Raw genomic sequence first — 20,030 nt, forward strand, 5'->3', positions numbered from 1 at the left:
GAACATGCGCCGCCGACTGATCCAGTCCACGCTCGCCGTGGTGCTCGTCGTGATCGCCGTCTTCGGCGTCTCCCTCGTCATCGTCGAGACCCGCACGATCAGCACCACCGCCCAGGAGCGCGTCGACCTGGAGGCGGTGCGGCTGGCCAGCATCGTGGACAGCCGGCTGCTCGGCACCGGCACCGTCGACGCGGACTTCCTGCGCGAGCAGGTCGCCGACGCGCGGTACGCGGTGATCCGCATCCCCGGCCGGCCGGTCATCGAGGTCGGCGGCAAGCCGGAGGGCGACGTCATCCGGGGCAAGGCGACCGGGGAGGAGGGCGAGACGGTCCTCGTGGAGGAGCCGCGCTCCTCGGTGACCCGGGAGGTCGGCCGGACCCTGCTGATCATCGGCCTGGTGGCGCTGCTCGCGGTGATCGCCGCGGTGCTGCTGGCCATCCGCCAGGCCAACCGCCTCGCCTCCCCGCTCACCGACCTCGCCGAGACCGCCGAACGCCTCGGCTCCGGCGACCCGCGCCCGAGGCACAAGCGCTACGGCGTCCCCGAGCTGGACCGCGTCGCGGACGTGCTGGACTCCTCCGCCGAGCGCATCGCCCGGATGCTCACCGCCGAACGCCGGCTGGCCGCCGACGCCTCCCACCAGCTGCGCACGCCGCTGACGGCGCTGTCCATGCGGCTGGAGGAGATCACCCTCACCGACGAGCCGGAGACGGTGAAGGAGGAGGCGACGATCGCGCTGTCGCAGGTGGAGCGGCTGACGGACGTCGTGGACCGGCTGCTGACGAACTCCCGCGATCCGCGCAGCGGCTCCGCCGTCACCTTCGAGCTGGACGACGTCATCCAGCAGCAGATCGCCGAGTGGCGCCCGGCCTACCGCAGCGAGGGACGGGCCATCGTCAGCTCCGGCAAGCGGCATCTGACGGCCGTGGGCACGCCGGGCGCGGTGGCGCAGGTGCTGGCCGCGCTGATCGAGAACTCGCTGATGCACGGCGGCGGCACGGTGGCCCTCAGGACCCGCGTCACCGGCAACCAGGCGGTGGTCGAGGTCACCGACGAGGGGCCCGGCGTCCCGGCCGACCTGGGGGCGCGGATCTTCGAGCGCACGATCAGCGGGCGCAACTCGACGGGCATCGGCCTGGCCGTCGCCCGGGACCTGGCCGAGGCGGACGGCGGCCGTCTGGAGCTGCTCCAGCCCCGGCCCCCGGTCTTCGGGCTGTTCCTGTCCCGGACGCCGCCGAAGAAGTCGTCGGACGAGGGCCCGACGGTGCGCTAGCGGCCGTCAGGAGCGTCAGCGGTGGGCGGCGGGGGCGCCGTCGGGCTCGCGCACCGCCGCCGGGCGCACGGGCTTGCCGAGGGCGTCGCCGACGCCGTCCTCCCGTGTCCGCGGGCCGGGAGCGGGCAGCGTGCGGAAGACCCAGCTGCGGTACGACCAGAAGCGGAACAGCGTGCCGATGCCGATGCCGAGGAACTTGAAGATGTTGCTCTGCAGCTGGCTGTCCCAGCCGAAGCCGTACGTCGCCGTGTAGAGCACGCCGTTCTCGATCACCAGGCCGACCGCGCTGAACAGCAGGAACAGCGACATCTCCCGGGTACGGCCGCTCTTGTCGCGGTCCCGGTACGTGAAGTAGCGGAAGCCCAGGTAGTTGAAGACGATCGCGACGACGGTGGCGATGATGCTCGCCCGCACCACCTGGAGGCCGGTCACATGCCGGACCAGGTTGAAGACGAGCAGGTTGACCAGCACGCCGGCCCCGCCCACCGCGCCGAACTTCAGGGCCTCACGGACCAGCCGGTCGAACTTCTGCCGCAGACCGCCGCGGGGCGCCGGGGGAGCCGTGGGGGCACCGGAGGAACCATGTCCCATGGTCGTGCAGGCCCCCGTCCATCGGTTGCGTCGGTCCAGTCATGCTAACCACCCCGGGAGGCGATCTTCCTGCGGGCGGGGAGACAGCACCCCTCGAGGGGCCGGGGGACGGCCGGGAAACGGCCGGTAAACGAGTGGGCTCCGCGCGGCCGATACGCTAGGGGTGTGACGTTCCCGGTAGTCGGCATGGTCGGCGGGGGTCAGCTCGCTCGTATGACACACGAGTCGGGCATCCCGTTGGGCATCAGGTTCAAGCTTCTCAGTGACACCCCTCAGGATTCCGCGGCGCAGGTCGTCAGCGATGTCGTCATCGGCGACTACCGCGACCTCGACACGCTGCGTGCGTTCGCGAGGGGCTGCGATGTGATCACTTTCGATCACGAACATGTACCGACCGAGCATCTGCGGGCCCTGGAGGCGGACGGCATTCCCGTGCGCCCCGGGCCCGACGCGCTGGTCCACGCCCAGGACAAGGGAGTGATGCGGGCCAAGCTGGTCGAGATCGGCGTGCCCTGCCCACGGCACCGGATCGTGAGCGACCCGGCCGACGTGGCCGCCTTCGCCGCCGAGGGTGGGGGCTTCCCGGTCGTCCTCAAGACGGCCCGCGGCGGGTACGACGGCAAGGGCGTGTGGGTCGTCGACTCCGCCGAGGAGGCCGCCGAGCCCTTCCGCGCCGGCGTGCCCGTCCTCGCGGAGGAGAAGGTCGACTTCGTCCGCGAACTGGCCGCCAACGTCGTCCGCTCCCCGCACGGTCAGGCCGTGGCCTACCCCGTCGTCGAGTCGCAGCAGGTGAAGGGCGTCTGCGACACGGTGATCGCCCCCGCCCCGGGCCTCGAGGAGGGCCTGGCCCTCCAGGCCGAGGAGATGGCGCTCAGCATCGCCAAGGAACTCGGCGTGGTCGGCCACCTCGCCGTCGAGCTGTTCCAGACCCGCGACGGCCGGATCCTGGTCAACGAGCTCGCGATGCGCCCGCACAACTCCGGCCACTGGACGATGGACGGCGCGATCACCTCGCAGTTCGCCAACCACGTCCGTGCCGTCCTCGACCTGCCGCTGGGCGACCCGCGCCCGCGCGCACCGTGGACGGTCATGGTGAACGTCCTCGGCGGCGACTACCCGGACATGTACTCCGCGTACCTGCACTGCATGGCCCGCGACCCCCAGCTGAAGATCCACATGTACGGCAAGGACGTGAAGCCCGGCCGCAAGGTCGGACACGTCAACACCTACGGCGACGACCTGGACGACGTGCTGGAGCGCGCCCGTCACGCTGCCGGCTACCTGAGAGGGACGATCACCGAATGAGCCCGGTCAGCCCGGTCGTGGGCATCGTCATGGGGTCGGACTCCGACTGGCCCGTCATGGAGGCCGCCGCCAAGGCGCTCGACGAGTTCGAGATCGCCTACGAGGTCGACGTCGTCTCCGCGCACCGCATGCCGCACGAGATGATCGCCTACGGCGAGCAGGCCGCCGGCCGCGGACTCAAGGCGATCGTCGCCGGGGCCGGGGGCGCCGCCCACCTGCCCGGCATGCTCGCCTCGGTCACCCCGCTCCCGGTCATCGGCGTGCCGGTGCCGCTGAAGTACCTGGACGGCATGGACTCCCTGCTGTCCATCGTGCAGATGCCGGCCGGCGTCCCCGTCGCCACCGTCTCCGTCGGCGGCGCCCGCAACGCCGGCCTCCTTGCCGCCCGCATGCTCGCCGCCCACGACGAGGAGCTGCTCGGCCGGATGCGCGAGTTCCAGCAGGACCTCAACGACCAGGCCACCGAGAAGGGCAAGCGCCTGCGCAACAAGGTCGCGAGCTCGGCGTCCGGCTTCGGATTCGGCAAGTGACGGAAGGGACCCGGATGACCTCCCTCGACCAGGCCCGGGAGCTGCTGCGGGAGTTCCCCGTCGTCGACGGGCACAACGACCTGCCCTGGGCGCTGCGCGAGCAGGTCCGCTACGACCTCGACAGCCGGGACATCGCCGAGGACCAGACGGCCCACCTGCACACCGACCTGGCCCGGCTGCGGGCGGGCGGCGTCGGCGCGCAGTACTGGTCCGTGTACGTCCGCTCGGACCTGCCGGGCGCGGTGACGGCGACGCTGGAGCAGATCGACTGCGTACGGCGGCTGATCGACCGGCACCCCGGCGAGCTGCGGGCCGCGCTGACCGCCGCCGACATGGAGGCCGCGCGGGCGGAGGGCCGAATCGCGTCCCTCATGGGCGCCGAGGGCGGCCACTCCATCGACAACTCGCTGGCCACGCTCCGGGCGCTGTACGCGCTCGGCGTGCGCTACATGACCCTCACCCACAACGACAACATCGCGTGGGCGGACTCGGCGACCGACGAGCCCCGCGTCGGCGGATTGTCGGCCTTCGGCCGCGAGGTCGTGCGCGAGATGAACCGCGAGGGCATGCTGGTCGACCTCTCGCACGTCGCCGCGACGACGATGCGGGACGCGCTGGACACCTCCACCGCGCCGGTGATCTTCTCGCACTCCTCGGCCCGGGCCGTCTGCGACCACCCGCGCAACATCCCGGACGACGTGCTGGAGCGGCTGCCCGCCAACGGCGGCATGGCGATGGTGACGTTCGTGCCGAAGTTCGTGCTCCAGGCCGCCGTGGACTGGACGGCCGAGGCCGACGAGAACATGCGCGCGCACGGCTTCCACCACCTGGACTCCAGCCCGGAGGCGATGAAGGTCCACGCGGCCTTCGAGGAGCGTGTCCCGCGCCCCGTCGCCACGGTGTCCACGGTCGCCGACCACCTCGACCACATGCGCGAGGTCGCCGGGGTCGACCACCTCGGCATCGGCGGCGACTACGACGGCACGCCCTTCACACCGGCCGGCCTCGACGACGTCTCGGGCTACCCGAACCTCGTCGCCGAGCTGCTCGACCGCGGCTGGTCCCGGGCCGATCTGGCCAAGCTGACCTGGAAGAACGCGGTACGGGTGCTGGGCGCCGCCGAGGACGTGGCGCGCGGGCTTCAGGCGACGCGGGGGCCGTCCCACGCGACCCTGGAGGACCTGGACGCCTGAGCCGGCTCCTCTTCGAGGGCGGGGTAGTCGGTGTAGCCGGTCGCCCCGCCCACGTACATGAGGTAGCGGTCCCGCACCGGGTTCAGCGGGGCCCCGAGCCGCAGCCGCGTCACCAGGTCGGGGTTGGCCAGGAAGGGCCGGCCCAGGGCGATCAGGTCGGCGCCGGCGGCCAGCAGCCGCTCGGACGCGCGGCGCACGGCGTCCGTGTCCGGCCCCTCGCCCAGCACCGGGTTGGCGATCAGCACGCCCGGCCACCCGGCGCGGATCCTCCGGAACACCGGGGCGTCCGGGTCGGCGTAGACCTGGTGGACGTAGGCGAGTCCGAGCCCGCCGAGCCGTTCCACGAGCGCGGTGTAGATCTCCTCCGTCCCGCCCTCCGAGACGCCGTTGACGGTGCTGCCGGGGGAGATGCGCAGGCCCACCCGGTCGGCGCCGATCTCGGCGGCCACGGCCTCCGTCACCTCGGCCGTGAACCGGATCCGCGCGGCCGCCGGGCCGCCGTACCCGTCGGTGCGCAGGTTGGTGTTGGCGGCCAGGAACTGGTGCAGGAGATGGCCGTTGGCGGAGTGCACCTCGACCCCCTCGAACCCGGCGTCGAGCGCGTTGCGCGCGGCCCGCGCGAAGTCCGCGACGGTGGTGCGGATGTCCTCGGCGGTCATCTCCCTCGGCACGACGGACGGCCGGTGGCCCCCGGGCGTGAAGATCGACTCGGGCAGCGGCACCGGCGAGGGCGCGACGGGCGTCAGTCCGCTGGTCGCGGGGTGCCCGACCCGGCCGCCGTGCTGGAGCTGGAGGAACATCCCGCCGCCCCCGGCCGCGCGCACCGCGTCGGTGACCCGCCGCCAGCCGGCCACGTGCCGGGCGCTGTGGACGGCGGTGATGTTCGGGTACGTCTGCCCGACCGCGTTCGGCGTCGCGGCCTCGGCGATGATCAGGCCGGCCGAGGCGCGCTGGGCGTAGTACTCGGCCATGAGCGGGGTCGGGGTGCCGTCGGCCTCGGCGCGGTTGCGGGTGAGCGGGGCCATCACGAGGCGGTTGGGGAGGGTGAGCGGCCCGAGCGGGGCGGAGGCGAAGAGGTCCGTTGTGTTCGTCATGGCCGGTACGGTAAAACCTGACACTGATGTCAGTTTCAAGCCCCGGAGGCGACGGGCATGCGGATCGGCGAACTCGTCCGGCGCACGGGCGTCAGCGAACGCTCGCTGCGCTACTACGAGAAGCAGGGACTGCTCGCGGCCGAGCGTACGCCCGGCGGGCACCGCGAGTACGCGGAGGCGGCCGTCGACCGGGTCATCCGCATCCAGGAGCTGTTCGCGGCCGGGCTGTGCAGCAGCAAGATCGCCGACCTGCTGCCCTGCATGCGGGACGGGGACGGCGGACCCTCGGCCGTCGCCACCCCGAAGCTGGTCGCCGACCTCACCGAGGAGCGCGCCCGCATCGACCGGACCATCGCCGACCTGCTGCGCTCCCGGGACACCCTGGACGAGGTGATCGACGCGGCCCGCGGCTGAGCACGGGCCCCGGGCGCCGTACCCCCGAACGCCGCACCCACCAGGAAGCCCCACCTGCTCCGTGTGACGGTGACCGTAACGCACGACGACCGTACGGAGCCCCGTCATGGCAGACCTCCAGGACGACCTGCACACCGGTGCCGAGGCCGGCGAGCTCGACGACCTGCCCGTGCCGCTGCCCGACGAGGTCTTCCCGCCCGAGCCCTACGCGCCCGTCTCCGACCCCGGCGACGAACCGCTGACCCGGGCCCACGCCGTGCTGGCCGCCCACCCCGTCGCCGACGGCTACTGCGGCCTGCCCCGGGCCCTCGGGCGCCTGTCCTGGTACGACCTCGAGCTCGGCGAGAACGGCGTCGACACGGACGTGCCGCGGCTGCGCGAGGGACACGTCGGCGCCCTGTTCTGGTCCCTGCACCTGCCCGACGGCGCCGACGGCGACGGGGCCGTCGGCGCCACCCTGGAGGCGCTTGACCTGGCCCGGACGGTCGTCCGCGCCCACCCTGAGGGCCTGCGGCTGGCGTACGACGCCGGGCAGGTCATCGACGCCCGCAACTGCGGCCGCGTCGCCGTGCTGCCCGGCCCCGCCGCGGCCGCCGCCCTCGGCGACAGCCTCGGCATCCTGCGCTCCCTGCACGCCCTGGGCCTGCGGGTGCTCACGCTGACCGGCGCCTCGTGGGCGGGGGAGGACGGACTGACCCGGTTCGGCGAGGAGGTCGTGCGCGAGATGAACCGGCTCGGCGTCCTCGCCGACCTCTCCGGCGCCGGTGAACGGACCGTGCGCCGGACCTTCGCCGTGTCCAAGGCACCCGTGCTGTGCACCCGCTCCGCCGCCCGCGCCCTGCGCCCGCACCCGGCCAACCTCCCCGACGACCTGCTCGCCGAGCTGGGTGCGGCCGGGGGCCTGTGCATGGTGCCGCTGACCGCCGAGCAGACCGGCCCGACGGTCCGCGACGTCGCCGACCACCTGGACCACGTCCGCACCGTCGCCGGACCGCGCAGCGTCGGCCTGTCCGGCACCTACGACACCGGCACCGCCCACCCGCTGGAGCTCGGCGACGCCTCCTGCTATCCCCGTCTCGTCGCCGAGCTGCTGCGCCGAGGCTGGGACGAGGCCGACGTCGCCCTGCTGACCTGGGGGAACGTACAGCGCGTGCTACGGGGTGCGGCCTTCACCGCCCGCGCCGCGCAGCTGCGGCGCCAGCCGTCGACCGCGACGATCGGCGCGCTCGACGGCTGAGCACCACACCGTCAGGCGTGCTCGATCCGGCACAGGCAGAACGGATGCCCGGCCGGATCGGCGTACACCATGAAGTCCTTCTTCTCCCGGTCCTCCAGGTCCAGCGGCCGGGCGCCCAGCGCGAGCGCCTTCTCGTGCGCCGCGTCCATCTCCTCCCAGGTCGCCCCGCCGTCGAAGTCGAGGTGGAACTGCTGGGCGTTGCGGTCGGAGCGCGGCCACTCGGGCGGGGTGAGCTCCGCGACCCGCTGGAAGGACACCCGCGGCCCGCCGGGCACCTGGAGTACCACCCAGTCCGGGTCCTGCTCGTCGGGAGTGCCGCCGCCGAGGCTCGCGTAGAAGCGGGCCAGCTCGCGGGGCTCGGGGCAGTCGACGACGGAGCGGAAACGTGCCACGGGTGCCATGGGGTTCCTCCCGGTGATGTGGTGCGGGGTGACGTCAGCAGGCGCAGAGGCAGAACGGGTGCCCGGCGGGGTCGGCGTAGACACGGAACGTGCGGGACCGGTCCTCGGCGTCCAGCGGACGGGCGCCGAGCTCCAGCACGGCCTTCTCGGCCGCGTCCAGGTCGGGCACCGTGAGGTCGAGGTGGAACTGCTGCGCACCGTCGGTGCCGGGCCACTTCGGGGGTACGTGGTCGGGGGCGGCCTGGAACGCCAGGGCCTTCCCGCCCGGCAGCTTCAGGTCGACCCACTCGTCCTGCCCGTCGCTCTGGGGCTCGACGGTGCCGCCCAGTACGTCGGCGTAGAAGCGGGCCAGTGCGTGGGGGTCGGGACAGTCCAGGACGACGACGCCCAGCTCGGCTACGGCCATGACTTCCTCCTTGAAGTCTGCGGTTACCTGTAGAGGGCGGGTAACCAGTAACGGTTACTGCATGCTCCCTCATTGGCGGTAACGTCGCAAGCATGAGTGAGAGATCGCCCGCACCGGGGGGCCTGGAGCTGGTCCAGGCCCTGGTGAACACGCTGGACCTGGAGACGGGCGCCGACTCGCTGGGCACGCCGGAGGGCCGGGAACGGTTCGGCCTGACGGAGGACGAGGTGCCGGGCGCGTGCGACCTGCGCGAGTCGCTGCGCGCCGCCCTGCTCGCGCACGCCGGCCACCCCCCGCACCAGGCGGTCACCCCGCTCGGCGAGCTGCTGGCCGGGGCCCCGCTGGTCGTCACGGTCGACCCGGCCGACGGCTCCGCCGCCCTCACCCCGGCCCACGCCGGGCCCCTGGCCTCCCGCGTCGCCGCGGCCGTCGGTGAGGCGCTGGTCGCGGGCACCTGGAGCCGGCTCAAGGCGTGCGAGGCCGCCGACTGCCACTGGGCGTACTACGACCGCAGCCCCGCCGGACGCGGGCGCTGGTGCTCGATGCGGGTGTGCGGGGCGCGCGCGAAGATGCGCCGGTACCGCGCCAAGGAGACGTGAGGCACAGCCGCCTCACCGGCCGGGGCGCGGCCCCGTGGGGCACAATACGGACCGACGCCGGTTCGGCCGACTGAGCCTCGGCCGAACCGGCGTCACCCATGGAGCCCACGGATCCCCGGACGGGGCCGGGGCTAGGCCGTCGGCCGGCCCATCGCCCGGTACGTCCAGCCGGCCCGCCGCCAGACCTCCGGGTCCAGGGCGTTGCGGCCGTCGAGGATCACCCGGGCCGTCACGGCCTCGCCCAGCGTCTCCGGGTCCAGCTCCCGGAACTCCCGCCACTCCGTCAGGTGCAGCACGGCATCGGCGCCCCGCACCGCCTCCAGCGCCGAGTCCGCGTAGCCGAGCGTCGGGAACAGCCGCCGGGCGTTGTCCATGCCCTTCGGGTCGTACACCGTCACCTGGCCGCCCTGGAGGTGGATCTGCCCGGCGACGTTCAGCGCGGGCGAGTCCCGTACGTCGTCCGAGTCGGGCTTGAAGGTGGCGCCGAGGACCGCCACCCGCTTGCCCAGGAACGGGCCGCCGCCCAGCGCCTGCCGGGCCAGCTCCACCATCTGGCCGCGCTGGCGCATGTTGATCGAGTCGATCTCGCGCAGGAACGTCAGCGCCTGGTCGGCGCCCAGCTCACCGGCGCGCGCCATGAACGCCCGGATGTCCTTCGGCAGACAGCCGCCGCCGAAGCCGATCCCGGCCCGCAGGAACTTCCGCCCGATCCGGTCGTCGTGCCCGATGGCCTCCGCCAGCTTGGCGACGTCGCCGTCGGCGGCCTCGCAGACCTCCGCCATCGCGTTGATGAAGGAGATCTTGGTCGCCAGGAAGGAGTTCGCGGCGGTCTTCACCAGCTCGGCCGTCGGGAAGTCGGTGACGACGAACGGCGAGCCCGCGGCGATCGGGGCGGCGTACACCTCGCGCAGCAGTTTCTCGGACCGCTCGCTGCGCACCCCGACCACGATCCGGTCCGGGCGCAGCGTGTCCTGCACGGCGAAGCCCTCGCGCAGGAACTCCGGGTTCCAGGCCAGCTCGGCGTCACCGCCCGCCGGCGCGTGCGCGGCGAGGTAGGCGGCCAGCCGGTCGGCACTGCCCACGGGCACGGTCGACTTGCCGACGACCAGCGCGGGGCCGCGCAGATGCGGCGCCAGCGAGGCCAGCGCGGACTCGACGTACGACATGTCGCAGGCGTACTCGCCGTGCTTCTGCGGCGTGTTCACACACAGGAAGTGCACGTCGCCGAAGGCCGCGACCTCCGCGAAGTCGGTGGTGAACCGCAGCCGCCCGCTGGACCCCTCGATCCCCGCGACGTGCTTGCGCAGCAGCTCCTCGAGACCCGGCTCGTACATAGGGACCCGGCCCCGCTGGAGCATCTCGATCTTCTCGGGCACCACGTCCAGGCCCAGCACCTCGAAACCGAGCTCGGCCATGGCCGCCGCATGGGTCGCGCCGAGGTAGCCGGTGCCGATCACGGTGATCTTGAGGGCCATGGATGCTCCAGAGGTGTACGGCTGAGGTGCGCGCCCGAGCATATCCGGGGCGGCGAGCGCCCCCTCGGGCCGCTGTCGTCAACCTCACCTATCCACGACCGCGGGCGGAGTTCTAGAATTTGGGTTACTTAACGGTAGTTAGCGTGCCCAGCATCACAGTGTTTTGGAGCGTGAGAGACCTTGGCCGGATCGGCTGACTTCGACCTGTACCGCCCGTCCGAGGAGCACGACATGCTCCGCGACGCCGTCCGCGCGCTGGCCGAGGCGAAGATCGCGCCTCACGCCGCCGCGGTCGACGAGGAGGCCCGCTTCCCGCAGGAGGCCCTCGACGCGCTGACCGCGAACGACCTGCACGCCGTGCACGTCCCCGAGGAGTACGGCGGCGCGGGCGCCGACGCCCTGGCCACGGTCATCGTGATCGAGGAGGTGGCCCGCGTCTGCGCGTCCTCCTCCCTCATTCCGGCGGTGAACAAGCTCGGTTCGCTCCCCGTGATCCTCTCCGGCTCCGAGGAGCTGAAGAAGAAGTACATGGCCCCGCTCGCCAAGGGCGACGGCATGTTCTCGTACTGCCTCTCCGAGCCCGACGCGGGCTCCGACGCGGCCGGCATGAAGACCAAGGCCGTGCGCGACGGCGACTTCTGGGTGCTCAACGGCGTCAAGCGCTGGATCACCAACGCGGGCGTCTCCGAGTACTACACGGTGATGGCCGTCACGGACCCGACCAAGCGCTCCAAGGGCATCTCCGCCTTCGTCGTCGAGAAGTCCGACGAGGGCGTCTCCTTCGGCGCCCCGGAGAAGAAGCTCGGCATCAAGGGCTCCCCGACCCGCGAGGTCTACCTCGACAACGTCCGCATCCCCGCCGACCGCATGATCGGCGAGGAGGGCACCGGTTTCGCCACCGCGATGAAGACGCTGGACCACACCCGCATCACCATCGCCGCCCAGGCCCTCGGCATCGCCCAGGGCGCCCTCGACTACGCCAAGGGCTACGTCAAGGAGCGCAAGCAGTTCGGCAAGCCGATCGCCGACTTCCAGGGCGTCCAGTTCATGCTCGCCGACATGGCCATGAAGATCGAGGCCGCCCGCCAGCTCACCTACGCCGCCGCGGCGAAGTCCGAGCGCGGGGACGCCGACCTCACCTTCCAGGGCGCCGCCGCCAAGTGCTTCGCCTCGGACGTGGCCATGGAGGTCACCACGGACGCCGTCCAGCTGCTCGGCGGCTACGGCTACACCCGTGACTACCCGGTGGAGCGCATGATGCGCGACGCCAAGATCACCCAGATTTATGAGGGCACGAACCAGGTCCAGCGCATCGTCATGGCGCGCAACCTGCCGTGACGAGCCGCTGAAGCCCCGGTCCGGCCGGACCGGGGCTTCCGGCCGCGCGGTTTCCTCGCTTCCTCAGCGGCCGTCGGTCAGCAGGACCGGGCTCGGCAGTCCGGTCTCCGACTCGTCGTGGCCGGTGACCGCGAGCCCCCGCGCCGTCCAGGCCAGCCCGCTCAGGTACCGGCTGCCGACCGGCTCGCCCGACGGCAGCCTCAGCGACGACCAGCGGCCCTCGAGCAGCCGCATCCCGTACGCCCCGCCGTCCGGCCGCTCCCCGGCCACCGCCACCCCGCCGGGAGTGAGCGTCAGGTCGTTGACCCGGCCGGCGGCCGCGGGCACCGGGACCTGGCGCCAGGCGTGGCCGTTCCAGTGCGCGACCAGGGCGTGTCCGGTGTCCTCGTCGTCGTTCAGCTTCCGGCCCGCCGCCCAGATGTCGCCGGGTCCGCGCGCCTCCAGGTCGACGAGTTCACCGTTCACGCCGTCGTACGGGACCGGCACGCGCGTCCAGATGCCGCCGTCGTGGTGCAGCGTCACGGGCTGGTCCTCCTCCGTGTATCCGGAGACCCACACGTCGTCGGCGCCGACGGCCGCGACGGACTCGACCGACAGGGAGGCGGCGCCCGGCACGGGCACGATGCGCCACGCGTCGCCGTCCCAGTGCTGGACCAGCGCCTCGTTGTGCGACTCCTGGGTCGTTCCACCGGGCTTGTCGGGGGTAGGCGTCTCGCTGTCGACGACCTGGACCCAGCCGACCGCCCACACGTCGTCGGCGGACCGGGCGGACACGTCCAGCAGCCCGCCGCCGGCGAGCGGCACGCCCTCGGGCGCCGGTGCGTCGATCACCCGCCAGGCGGTGCCGTCCCAGTGCTGGGTGCGGAAGGCCCCGCGTGCGGCGTCGTAGAGGGAGACGGCCCAGGCGTCGTCCTGCGACACGGCGCTGATCTCGTCGATCTGGTCGAAGCCCTGGGTGAAGGGCGGCATCGGCATCTCCCGCCAGTCCCGCCGGCCGTCGTCCCGGGCCAGCAGCAGGGGCGCCGAACGCTGGACCTTGCCCTCCCGGGTCACCCTGATCCCGTAGGCCCAGGTGGTGTCCCCGTCCACGCGGGTGATGCCGGTCAGCGCGGCGGTCCCGGTGTCCGGCAGTTCCGCCGCGGTCCACTGCGCGCCGGCGTGCGCCGTGGCCGACGACACGCCGACCACGGCGGCGGCCAGGGCCACGGCGGCCGTTCTCATCCGTACGCGTACTGCGCTCATGCTGAGCACTCCCTGTTTCTCGGTGCTTCTGCTCGGTGCCGGTCTCTGCACCCCTGTCAGTGCGACGGCAAGCGCGTGAGGTTGCGGTCCGGGCCATATCCGTCACGCGGGTGCTGCAACCCCGAGGACCGGCCGGCGCACTAAGGGAGGAGACGGTCTGTGTGCGCGGACCGGGAAAGAGGGGCGGGATGAAGCGCGGTGACGGCGCGCTGCACGACTTCGTCGAGAGCAGACGCCCGGCGCTCTTCCGAAGCGCCTACCTGATCTGCGGCAACCGCGACGAGGCGGAGGACCTGGTCCAGACGACGCTGGTCAAGGTGGTCCTCGGCTGGCGGCGCCTGCAGGGCCTGGACAACGTGGAGGCCTACGCCCGCAGGACGATGTACCACACCTTCATCGCCGGGCGGCGCCGCTTCTGGCGGCGCGAGCAGGCGTACGGAGAGGTGCCCGACCGGGCCGGTCCCGAGCCGGACACGGAGACGGGGCTGGTCGTACGGGCGGCCCTGGCCCGGCTCACCCCCCGGCAGCGGGCGGTGCTGGTGCTGCGCTACTGGGAGGACCTGAGCGTCGAGAGGACCGCCGCGGTCCTCGGCATGCGGGAGAACACGGTGAAGAGCCACACGGCTCGCGGACTGGCGGCGCTGCGCGCCGAGGTGGGGAGGGAGCGCGTATGACTCGTCCGACTCGTGCGAACGACGATGTGGGCGCCGAGGTGGGCGCCGAGGTGAGGGAACTGCTGGCGCGGGCCCTCGAGGAGGGCGGCACCGGCGGCCCCTCCGTCGGCACGGACGCCGTCTTCGCGGCGGCGCACCGGGTACGCCGTCGGCGCCGGGCGGTGCTGGGCGGCGTGGCGCTGGCCCTCGTCACCGCGGGCGTGCTCACGATGCCCGGCGTGCTCTCCGGCGGGACGGACCGGGTTCCGGCGGCGGCCTCGTCCTCGGAGGCGGAGCTGACCGGCGGGACCGGACGGCAGCAGAGGCTGGCCGCACTGCTGCCCGCCGGGGCCGGAAAGGCGGAGGAGGTCTCCCTGGCGGTGATGACCAAGCACGCGGATGTGGAGGCCGCCACCCGGGACGAGTCCGAGGGCCCCCTGGACGGCGACTACGCCGTCCGCAGGGCCGGCGGCGTCGGCCTCCTGAGCATCGCGCTCATGAACCGGACCTACACCGACGCCAGGACGGGCGGAGCGGGAGCGGCCGGTGACCTGTGCGAGCCGGCCGCGGAAGAGGACCGCGCCGACTGCGTGCGTGAGGAGCTGCCCGGCGGACGGGTGCTGACCATCTGGCGGCGGCCGGCGCAGCGGGACGCCGGCGCCCCGTCCTGGGGTGAGGAACTCGCCGCCCGGCTGGTGCTCCCCGACGGCCGGGCGCTGTTCGTCAGGGACAGCACCGGCTTCCGCGGGCAGGGTGCGCTCGGCCCCCTGCTGACGTCCCCGCCCCTCACCCGCGAGCAGCTGCGTGCACTGGCCCTGCGACCGGAACTGCTGGCCGGGTGACGCCCCGCCCAGGGAGCTCAGTCCTCGTAGCCCTCGGCCACCCGGCGCTCGCGCAGCTCCATGATGGCGCGGCGGCGGGCCAGCCGGTGGGTGCGGCGGATCTGGGCCTCCTGGTAGCGCCGCTTGTCCTTCTCGGTCTCCGGGACCACCGGCGGCACCGAGCGGGGCTTGCCGTCGGCGTCCACCGCGGCGAACACCAGATAGGCCGAGCCGACCTGGGTCGCGGGGGCGGACTCGTTCCAGCGCTCGGCCAGCACTCGCACACCGACCTCCATGGAGGTCCGGCCGGTCCAGTTGACCTGCGCCTTCACATGGACGAGGTCGCCGACGCGGACCGGTTCGAGGAACGCCATCTCGTCCATGGACGCGGTGACGGCGGGACCGCCCGAGTGCCGTCCGGCCACGGCGCCGGCCGCGTCGTCGACCAGCTTCATGATGACGCCGCCGTGCACCGTCCCCAGAAGGTTGGTGTCGCTGTGCGTCATGATGTGGCTGAGGGTGGTGCGGGAGGCCGAGGTCGGCTTGCCCGGGATCTCCGGTGTCGCCGACTCCGCGGCCGAGGCCTGTTCTGCCTGGTCTGTCATGCCCTCCACCTTATGCCGGGACGACATCCGAGTAATTTGTGTCAGCTTCGCAACAGCGCCGCCCCTATTTTCCGACGACCCTGTCAGCGGCGCCGTCCGGACCTGCACACTGGTCCGCATGACTGATTGGCCCCAGGGACGACCCCGTGACGACCGCGGCCGGTACGGACGCGGCAGCGCGAGCGCACAGCCCGAGAGCGCCCGCGTGATGCGGCAGGTCCGCCGCGGCGCTGCGCCGCCGCCCGGACCGGGCCGGTCGGCCCCGCCGTACGCGGGCGGGGTGCCGTCGCAGCCGTCGTACGTCGACGGCCAGGGCTACGGCGGCCAGGACGACTACGACAGCGGCTACAACACCGGCCAGGTCTACGGCAGCCCCGGCGGGCGCGGCCCCGCGCGGCCGGGAGCGGGCGGTGGGCGTCCCGCGCCGGACTGGCGGCGTCGGATCAAGTGGACCGCGATCACCGTGGTGACCGTGCTCGTCGTCACCACCGTCGGGACCTACTTCTGGGCCGACTCCAAGCTCAACCGCGAGGTCGACCTGTCCAAGGTCATCGACCGGCCGTCGGCGGGCGAGGGCACGAACTACCTGATCGTCGGGTCCGACAGCCGCGAGGGCATGACCGACGAGCAGAAGAAGGACCTGCACACCGGCTCGGCCGAGGGCAAGCGCACCGACTCCATGATGATCCTCCACACCGGGGACAACGGGTCGACGCTGGTCTCGCTGCCCCGCGACTCGGACGTCGAGATCCCGAGCTTCGTCGGCTCGGAGTCCGGCAAGAAGTACGAGGGCACGGGCCGGCACGTGAAGCTGAACGCCGCCTACGCGGAGGACGGCCCCGAGCTGCTGGTGCGCACCGTCGAGTTCAACACCGGGCTGCGCATCGACCACTACGTGGAGATCGGCTTCGCCGGCTTCGCCAACATCGTGGACTCGGTCGGCGGCGTCGAGATCGACATCCCGCAGGACATCAAGGACAAGAAGTCCGGCGCCGACTTCAAGAAGGGCAAGCAGACCCTGAACGGCGAGGAGGCCCTGGCCTTCGTCCGCACCCGGTACGCGCTGCCCGGCTCCGACCTGGACCGCACGAAGAACCAGCAGAAGTTCCTGTCGGCCCTGGCGAGCCAGGTGGCCACGCCGTCGACGGTGCTGAACCCCTTCAAGCTCTACCCGACCATGGGCGCGGGCCTGGACTCCCTCATCGTCGACAAGGACATGGGCCTGTTTGACCTGGCCGGCATGTTCTGGGCGATGAAGAGCGTCAGCGGCGGTGACGGCACCTCGATGAACATGCCGGTCTCCGGCAGCGTCGGCGGAAACCTCAAGTGGGACGACGCCAAGGTGAAGAAGCTGGTGGAGCAGCTGAGGAACGACGAGAAGGTCACCGTCTCCGGCAACTGACACCGCGTCCGGTCACCGCTGCCCGCACACCACCTCGTCGCCGCGGACCACCGTGCCCGACTCCTGCGGCGGGTCCGCCGGCCGGACCTTCCGCACCTCGCGGAAGTCGGCGCCCGCGATCACCTTCAGTGTCCCGCCCTGGCCCTTGACCGCCCTCAGCTCGCTGCCGGGCAGCGCGGCGGCCAGCGACTTCGCCGAGTTGTCCCAGCGGGGGTCGTAGGCGACCACCGTCCGCGCCACCGCGCGGTCGGCGGCGTTCACCGGCATCCGGGTGGTGAGGAAGCCGGCGGCGGCCAGCGCGGCGTCCACGCGCCGGCCAAGACCGGCGGTGTGCGTGCCGTTCTCCACCTGCACCCGAATCTGCTTCGGGTCGACGGGCACCCGTACCGGCGCCGGGCCCTCGGCCTTGGGGCCGGGCGGGGCCAGCGGTTCGTCCTTGCGCAGCGCGTCGAAGATCCGCCTGGACTCGGCGGGGTCCCACTTGAGGGTGGAGCCGACGCCCTTGACGTTGTAGCCCATCTGCCCGATAGGCACGGTGGTGAACTCGGAGGACGACGGCGAGAAGTCCCGCATCGCCCGCCCCAGCGCCAGCAGCTCGTCGGTGCCGAACCCCTTGTCGGCCCGCACCGAACCCAGCACGGCGCGCGTGACGTCGCGGAACTTGAGCGGGTTCAGCAGCAGCCCCGAGGAGGTCGCCCGGTCGATCAGCGCGGCCAGGAAGCGCTGCTGGCGCTTCATCCGGCTCAGGTCCGAGGCCCCGTCGAGATGGCGGGCGCGGACGTACTGGAGGGCCTGCCCGCCGGTCAGCTGATGAGTGCCGGCCTTCAGGTCGAGCCCGGTGTAGCGGTCCTTGAGCGGCTGGACGGTGCAGATCCGTACGCCGCCGAGCACGTCCACCGTCTTCATGAAGCTGGTGAAGTCGACCTCCAGATAGTGGTCGATCTTCACATGGGTCATGCTCTCGACGGTGCGGACGGTCAGCTGGGGCCCGCCCTCGGCGTAGGCCGCGTTCAGCTTGAGGGGGTGCCCCCGGTGGTGCTCGCCGGTCGTGCGGTCGGTGTGGTCGGGCGTCACGGCGTACGAGTCGCGGGGCAGGCTGACCACGCTCGCCCGCTCCCGGTCCTCCGAGATGTGCACGATCATGATCGTGTCGGTGCAGTGGCAGGGAGCGCCGCCGAGCCGGTACCTGCGCCGCTCCGCCTCGCTGATCCGGTCGCGGCCGTCGGTGCCGACCAGCAGGACGTTCATGCCGTCACCGCCCCGCGGACGGTTCTTCATGTCCTTGAAGGCGTCGACGCGGGCGATGTCCGCGTCCAGACCCGAGAGCACCGCGTGCCCGATCCCGGCGGAGGCGAGCACCACCACCGACAGCGCCGTCACCGCCCGCACGGCCCAGCGCGGCTTCTTCCGCCGGACGGCGGGACCCGGCCGGCGGCGGGAGGGCCGTGGACGGGTGCGCTGCGGTGGGGGGCCGCCCTGTGGGGGCGAGGCCGGAACCCTGGGGGAGCGGGGCGGCGTGGGCAAGGTGACACCTCCGCGGGGGCGGGACCTGGGGCCGGACGTGGGATCCGTGAGCACCGTAGGCCCATACGATCTGCTGCCCGGGGCTGTGGCCCTCGCGGCGCGCACCCGTGTCCCCCGTTCGCGGTAACGTGAGCCGCGAAGAACGCCGGGTCCGACGTGCGGCTGCCCGCGGTTTCCGCGATCATGCCCGGCAAGGCCGGCGCCGCGCGGTGCCCGGCGGTCCGGCCGGACGCCGTCACGATGCCCGCTGACGGCCCCTCAGGACCAGGTGAACGCCGGGTTCACATGCATGCAGGCGCCGGTGTCCGCGCCGTTGAGGGCCTGGGCGGACTCCGGGGTCGTGTCGTCCTCCTCGGGCACCCGGTACGCCGTGTCCTCGCGCCAGTCCGCGCCCACGACGAGGGTGACGCCCGAGACCTCGGTCGACCGCTGCACCGAACCCGCCGGGATCCCCAGCGCCTCGGCGACCCGCCGCGCGTCGCCCGCCAGGTCGGCGCTCGGGTAGCGGACGACCGTACGGTCCTCGCTGGGCAGGACCGACGGGTCGGCGACGGCCCGTGCGAAGCCCCGCTCCACCAGCAGCCCGGCGACCGCGTCGGCGCGGCCGCGGGCCGCCGCGAGTTCCTCGGTGCGGGTGCCGTTGCGGACCTGCACGGCGATCTCGTCGTCGGCGGCGGCCGGGTCGGCGGGGCTCGGTGACGCCGGGCCGGGCTCGGGTTCCTTCTTCTTCGCGTCCTTGCCGTCCAGCGCGATGTCCTCGCGCACCAGCCGGAACAGCTGCTCGGCGTCCTCGGTCGGCTCGACGCGCGCGCCCACATACCGGTTGGGCATCGTCGTCATGGTGATGCGCTCCGGCTTCACCGTGCGCAGTTCCTCGCTGAGGTCGTACAGCTTCTTGACGGTGTCGAGGCCCGGGTCGACCGTGAGCGCCTCGGTGGCCTTCTCGGCGAGGGCGCGCAGCCGGCCCGGGCTGGAGAGCGTGGCGTTCTCGCGCAGCACCCGGACCATCGAGTTGAGGTACATGTGCTGGGCCTTGGCGCGGGCCAGGTCACTGCCGTCCTCGAAGCCGTAGCGGGTGCGCAGCCACTGCAGTGCCTGCTCGCCCTTGACCGGGTGGGTGCCCTCCGCCAGCTTCAGGCCGGAGCCGTGGCCCTCGTCGTCACGGGAGTGGATGTTGGCGTCGACGCAGACCGGGACGCCGCCGACGGCGTCGGCCATCGACACCACGCCCGCGAAGTCGACCATCACGAAGTGGTCGATGTGGATGCCGGTCAGCTCCTGCCAGGTGGCCACCGTGCAGCCGGGTCCGCCGTGTCCGAGGCTCTGATTGGCCATCACCCGGCCCTCGCTCGCCGGATAGACGGTCCCGTCGTCCGGGTCGGTGCACTTCGGGATCTTCACCAGGGTGTCGCGGGGCATGCTGACGACCGACATGTTGCTGCGGTCGGCGGACAGGTGCACCAGCATCTGCACGTCCGCCAGCGGCGTGGAGCCGAACGTCTCGCGGGCGCCGCCGAGTTGCTGGTTCTCCTCGCTGTCCCGGGCGTCGGAGCCGATGACGAGGACGTTCAGCGGGGTCTGCCCGGCGGCGTTCGGCGTCGGCGCGGCGACCTTGTTGTCGCCCAGGTTGAGGACGTCCTGCTCGATGTTGCCGTTGAGGTGCCGGTAGTAGAGGTATCCGGCACCGGCCGTGCCGATCAGGAGCACGGCTAGGGTCAGCGCGGTCCAGCGCAGGATCCGCAGCCCTCGGCGGGGCCGGCGTATACCGGCCTCGGCGCCGTCCTCGCCCTCGTCGTCCTGCTCGCCGGTCACCGTCTCGTCGGCCTCGGGGGAGTCCGCCACGGCAGCCTGCCGCGTGTCCTCCCCCTGCACTCCGCTCTGCGTCACTTCCGCGTCCTTCCCCACCCCTGCTGCCGTGCCGCGTGCC

The 20,030-nt window shown here is 72.7% G+C and carries 20 protein-coding genes; 11 read left to right on the forward strand and 9 right to left on the reverse strand.

Annotated features, from left to right (window positions below; translation table 11 throughout):
* Nucleotides 1–4: 4 nt before the first annotated feature.
* Nucleotides 5–1,273 carry a two-component system sensor histidine kinase DraK gene (gene draK, locus AB0E77_RS29300; RefSeq protein ID WP_361576375.1) on the forward strand — a complete coding sequence of 423 codons (1,269 nt, stop codon included), beginning with the start codon at nt 5–7 and terminating at the stop codon, nt 1,271–1,273.
* Nucleotides 1,274–1,288: 15 nt separating this feature from the next.
* On the opposite strand, the gene AB0E77_RS29305 is transcribed toward draK, so the two are convergent.
* Entirely contained in the window at nt 1,289–1,864 is a 576-nt protein-coding gene (locus AB0E77_RS29305; RefSeq protein ID WP_361576378.1) for a GtrA family protein, read from the reverse strand.
* Between the two features lie 165 nt (nt 1,865–2,029).
* On the opposite strand from AB0E77_RS29305, the gene AB0E77_RS29310 reads away from it, so the two are divergent.
* The 3 genes from AB0E77_RS29310 to AB0E77_RS29320 are packed head-to-tail and all read left to right on the forward strand — an operon-like array spanning nt 2,030 to nt 4,892.
* Nucleotides 2,030–3,169: a 5-(carboxyamino)imidazole ribonucleotide synthase gene (locus tag AB0E77_RS29310; RefSeq protein ID WP_361576381.1), complete on the forward strand. Its 1,140-nt coding sequence runs from the start codon at nt 2,030–2,032 to the stop codon at nt 3,167–3,169.
* Complete coding sequence (gene purE / locus AB0E77_RS29315; RefSeq protein WP_361576384.1) at nt 3,166–3,699, forward strand: 5-(carboxyamino)imidazole ribonucleotide mutase; 534 nt, start codon at nt 3,166–3,168, stop codon at nt 3,697–3,699. The genes AB0E77_RS29310 and purE overlap by 4 nt, the downstream gene beginning before the upstream one ends.
* A gap of 14 nt (nt 3,700–3,713) precedes the next feature.
* Nucleotides 3,714–4,892, forward strand: coding sequence for a dipeptidase (locus AB0E77_RS29320; protein WP_361576387.1), 1,179 nt, complete (start codon nt 3,714–3,716; stop codon nt 4,890–4,892).
* Here AB0E77_RS29320 and AB0E77_RS29325 read toward each other — a convergent pair.
* Nucleotides 4,841–5,986 (reverse strand): alkene reductase, encoded by a 1,146-nt coding sequence (locus AB0E77_RS29325; RefSeq protein ID WP_361576390.1) that lies wholly within the window; start codon nt 5,984–5,986, stop codon nt 4,841–4,843. The two genes, AB0E77_RS29320 and AB0E77_RS29325, sit on opposite strands and share 52 nt — an antisense overlap.
* Nucleotides 5,987–6,043: 57 nt before the next feature.
* Between AB0E77_RS29325 and AB0E77_RS29330 the strand changes: the two genes are divergently transcribed.
* Both AB0E77_RS29330 and AB0E77_RS29335 read left to right on the forward strand, forming a co-directional pair.
* Complete coding sequence (locus tag AB0E77_RS29330; RefSeq protein WP_361576393.1) at nt 6,044–6,400, forward strand: MerR family transcriptional regulator; 357 nt, start codon at nt 6,044–6,046, stop codon at nt 6,398–6,400.
* 106 nt (nt 6,401–6,506) lie between these two features.
* A complete protein-coding gene (locus AB0E77_RS29335; RefSeq protein WP_361576396.1) occupies nt 6,507–7,637 on the forward strand; it encodes a dipeptidase in 1,131 nt (376 codons plus the stop codon).
* A gap of 11 nt (nt 7,638–7,648) precedes the next feature.
* Here AB0E77_RS29335 and AB0E77_RS29340 read toward each other — a convergent pair whose 3' ends face one another.
* Nucleotides 7,649–8,038 (reverse strand): VOC family protein, encoded by a 390-nt coding sequence (locus AB0E77_RS29340; protein WP_361576399.1) that lies wholly within the window; start codon nt 8,036–8,038, stop codon nt 7,649–7,651.
* 34 nt (nt 8,039–8,072) lie between these two features.
* Nucleotides 8,073–8,444: a VOC family protein gene (locus tag AB0E77_RS29345; protein ID WP_361576402.1), complete on the reverse strand. Its 372-nt coding sequence runs from the start codon at nt 8,442–8,444 to the stop codon at nt 8,073–8,075.
* A 92-nt stretch (nt 8,445–8,536) separates the two neighbouring features.
* Between AB0E77_RS29345 and AB0E77_RS29350 the strand changes: the two genes are divergently transcribed.
* Entirely contained in the window at nt 8,537–9,043 is a 507-nt protein-coding gene (locus AB0E77_RS29350; RefSeq protein WP_361576405.1) for a CGNR zinc finger domain-containing protein, read from the forward strand.
* A gap of 131 nt (nt 9,044–9,174) precedes the next feature.
* On the opposite strand, the gene AB0E77_RS29355 is transcribed toward AB0E77_RS29350, so the two are convergent.
* Nucleotides 9,175–10,518, reverse strand: coding sequence for a UDP-glucose/GDP-mannose dehydrogenase family protein (locus AB0E77_RS29355; RefSeq protein WP_361576408.1), 1,344 nt, complete (start codon nt 10,516–10,518; stop codon nt 9,175–9,177).
* Between the two features lie 180 nt (nt 10,519–10,698).
* Here AB0E77_RS29355 and AB0E77_RS29360 point away from each other — a divergent pair, with 180 nt between their 5' ends.
* Nucleotides 10,699–11,856: an acyl-CoA dehydrogenase gene (locus tag AB0E77_RS29360; protein WP_361576411.1), complete on the forward strand. Its 1,158-nt coding sequence runs from the start codon at nt 10,699–10,701 to the stop codon at nt 11,854–11,856.
* A gap of 63 nt (nt 11,857–11,919) precedes the next feature.
* On the opposite strand, the gene AB0E77_RS29365 is transcribed toward AB0E77_RS29360, so the two are convergent.
* On the reverse strand, nt 11,920–13,098 hold the full coding sequence (locus tag AB0E77_RS29365; RefSeq protein ID WP_361576414.1) for a hypothetical protein: 1,179 nt from the start codon (nt 13,096–13,098) through the stop codon (nt 11,920–11,922).
* Between the two features lie 188 nt (nt 13,099–13,286).
* Here AB0E77_RS29365 and AB0E77_RS29370 point away from each other — a divergent pair, with 188 nt between their 5' ends.
* Both AB0E77_RS29370 and AB0E77_RS29375 read left to right on the forward strand, forming a co-directional pair.
* The gene (locus tag AB0E77_RS29370) at nt 13,287–13,772 is read left to right on the forward strand and encodes a SigE family RNA polymerase sigma factor (RefSeq protein ID WP_361576417.1); all 486 of its coding nucleotides are present in this window, start codon (nt 13,287–13,289) and stop codon (nt 13,770–13,772) included.
* The gene (locus tag AB0E77_RS29375; RefSeq protein ID WP_361576420.1) at nt 13,769–14,593 is read left to right on the forward strand and encodes a hypothetical protein; all 825 of its coding nucleotides are present in this window, start codon (nt 13,769–13,771) and stop codon (nt 14,591–14,593) included. Before AB0E77_RS29370 ends, AB0E77_RS29375 begins: the two co-directional genes overlap by 4 nt.
* A gap of 17 nt (nt 14,594–14,610) precedes the next feature.
* Here AB0E77_RS29375 and AB0E77_RS29380 read toward each other — a convergent pair whose 3' ends face one another.
* Complete coding sequence (locus tag AB0E77_RS29380) at nt 14,611–15,177, reverse strand: acyl-CoA thioesterase (protein ID WP_350717556.1); 567 nt, start codon at nt 15,175–15,177, stop codon at nt 14,611–14,613.
* A gap of 118 nt (nt 15,178–15,295) precedes the next feature.
* Between AB0E77_RS29380 and AB0E77_RS29385 the strand changes: the two genes are divergently transcribed.
* Nucleotides 15,296–16,579, forward strand: coding sequence for an LCP family protein (locus AB0E77_RS29385; RefSeq protein WP_361576423.1), 1,284 nt, complete (start codon nt 15,296–15,298; stop codon nt 16,577–16,579).
* Nucleotides 16,580–16,591: 12 nt separating this feature from the next.
* On the opposite strand, the gene AB0E77_RS29390 is transcribed toward AB0E77_RS29385, so the two are convergent.
* Together AB0E77_RS29390 and AB0E77_RS29395 are read right to left on the reverse strand one after the other, a co-directional pair.
* Nucleotides 16,592–17,968 (reverse strand): LCP family protein, encoded by a 1,377-nt coding sequence (locus AB0E77_RS29390; RefSeq protein WP_361576426.1) that lies wholly within the window; start codon nt 17,966–17,968, stop codon nt 16,592–16,594.
* A 393-nt stretch (nt 17,969–18,361) separates the two neighbouring features.
* Nucleotides 18,362–19,915, reverse strand: a complete 1,554-nt coding sequence (locus AB0E77_RS29395) for an LCP family protein (protein ID WP_361576483.1) — start codon at nt 19,913–19,915, stop codon at nt 18,362–18,364.
* Nucleotides 19,916–20,030: the final 115 nt, after the last annotated feature.

It is taken from the genome of Streptomyces sp. NPDC032940 (assembly GCF_040636935.1).
GTDB lineage: Bacteria > Actinomycetota > Actinomycetes > Streptomycetales > Streptomycetaceae > Streptomyces.

What these genes read in the sequence shown, in the direction of transcription:
- AB0E77_RS29340 (WP_361576399.1), bottom strand. Translation starts at nt 8,038, where the DNA reads ATGGCACCCGTGGCACGTTTCCGCTCCGTCGTCGACTGCCCCGAGCCC.
- AB0E77_RS29375 (WP_361576420.1), top strand. Translation starts at nt 13,769, where the DNA reads ATGACTCGTCCGACTCGTGCGAACGACGATGTGGGCGCCGAGGTGGGC.
- AB0E77_RS29325 (WP_361576390.1), bottom strand. Translation starts at nt 5,986, where the DNA reads ATGACGAACACAACGGACCTCTTCGCCTCCGCCCCGCTCGGGCCGCTC.
- AB0E77_RS29335 (WP_361576396.1), top strand. Translation starts at nt 6,507, where the DNA reads ATGGCAGACCTCCAGGACGACCTGCACACCGGTGCCGAGGCCGGCGAG.
- AB0E77_RS29305 (WP_361576378.1), bottom strand. Translation starts at nt 1,864, where the DNA reads ATGGGACATGGTTCCTCCGGTGCCCCCACGGCTCCCCCGGCGCCCCGC.
- purE (WP_361576384.1), top strand. Translation starts at nt 3,166, where the DNA reads ATGAGCCCGGTCAGCCCGGTCGTGGGCATCGTCATGGGGTCGGACTCC.
- AB0E77_RS29345 (WP_361576402.1), bottom strand. Translation starts at nt 8,444, where the DNA reads ATGGCCGTAGCCGAGCTGGGCGTCGTCGTCCTGGACTGTCCCGACCCC.
- AB0E77_RS29385 (WP_361576423.1), top strand. Translation starts at nt 15,296, where the DNA reads ATGACTGATTGGCCCCAGGGACGACCCCGTGACGACCGCGGCCGGTAC.
- draK (WP_361576375.1), top strand. Translation starts at nt 5, where the DNA reads ATGCGCCGCCGACTGATCCAGTCCACGCTCGCCGTGGTGCTCGTCGTG.
- AB0E77_RS29320 (WP_361576387.1), top strand. Translation starts at nt 3,714, where the DNA reads ATGACCTCCCTCGACCAGGCCCGGGAGCTGCTGCGGGAGTTCCCCGTC.
- AB0E77_RS29365 (WP_361576414.1), bottom strand. Translation starts at nt 13,098, where the DNA reads ATGAGCGCAGTACGCGTACGGATGAGAACGGCCGCCGTGGCCCTGGCC.
- AB0E77_RS29370 (WP_361576417.1), top strand. Translation starts at nt 13,287, where the DNA reads ATGAAGCGCGGTGACGGCGCGCTGCACGACTTCGTCGAGAGCAGACGC.
- AB0E77_RS29380 (WP_350717556.1), bottom strand. Translation starts at nt 15,177, where the DNA reads ATGACAGACCAGGCAGAACAGGCCTCGGCCGCGGAGTCGGCGACACCG.
- AB0E77_RS29350 (WP_361576405.1), top strand. Translation starts at nt 8,537, where the DNA reads ATGAGTGAGAGATCGCCCGCACCGGGGGGCCTGGAGCTGGTCCAGGCC.
- AB0E77_RS29330 (WP_361576393.1), top strand. Translation starts at nt 6,044, where the DNA reads ATGCGGATCGGCGAACTCGTCCGGCGCACGGGCGTCAGCGAACGCTCG.
- AB0E77_RS29355 (WP_361576408.1), bottom strand. Translation starts at nt 10,518, where the DNA reads ATGGCCCTCAAGATCACCGTGATCGGCACCGGCTACCTCGGCGCGACC.